The following is a 282-nucleotide window of genomic DNA, read 5'->3' on the forward strand; positions in this document are numbered from 1 at the left end:
CGCGAGGAAGGCGGCGCCCACGGCTGAGACCACCGAGTACAGCAGCGTGTTGCCGATCCAGGTCCAGAAGATGCCGCCCTGCGCGGTGAACACCTGCTGCAGGTTGGTGACGAGGTTGATCTGGTCGAACCAGAGGCCGAACGTCGAGAAGAGCTGGCCGTTGTCCTTGGTGGACGCCACCACCAGCCAGTACAGCGGCAGCAGGAAGTACGGCAGCACGAGGATGACCAGCACGGTCAGCAGCGGGCTGCGGCGGTCGCTGGCCCCGCGCCGGCGCCGGCC

The 282-nt window shown here is 68.1% G+C and carries 1 pseudogene; it reads right to left on the reverse strand.

Annotated features, from left to right (window positions below):
* A pseudogene (locus tag FHN55_RS23065) lies at positions 1-282 on the reverse strand (carbohydrate ABC transporter permease); the annotation flags it as partial.

It is taken from the genome of Streptomyces sp. NP160, from assembly GCF_006335115.1.
Lineage (GTDB): Bacteria > Actinomycetota > Actinomycetes > Actinomycetales > Quadrisphaeraceae > Quadrisphaera.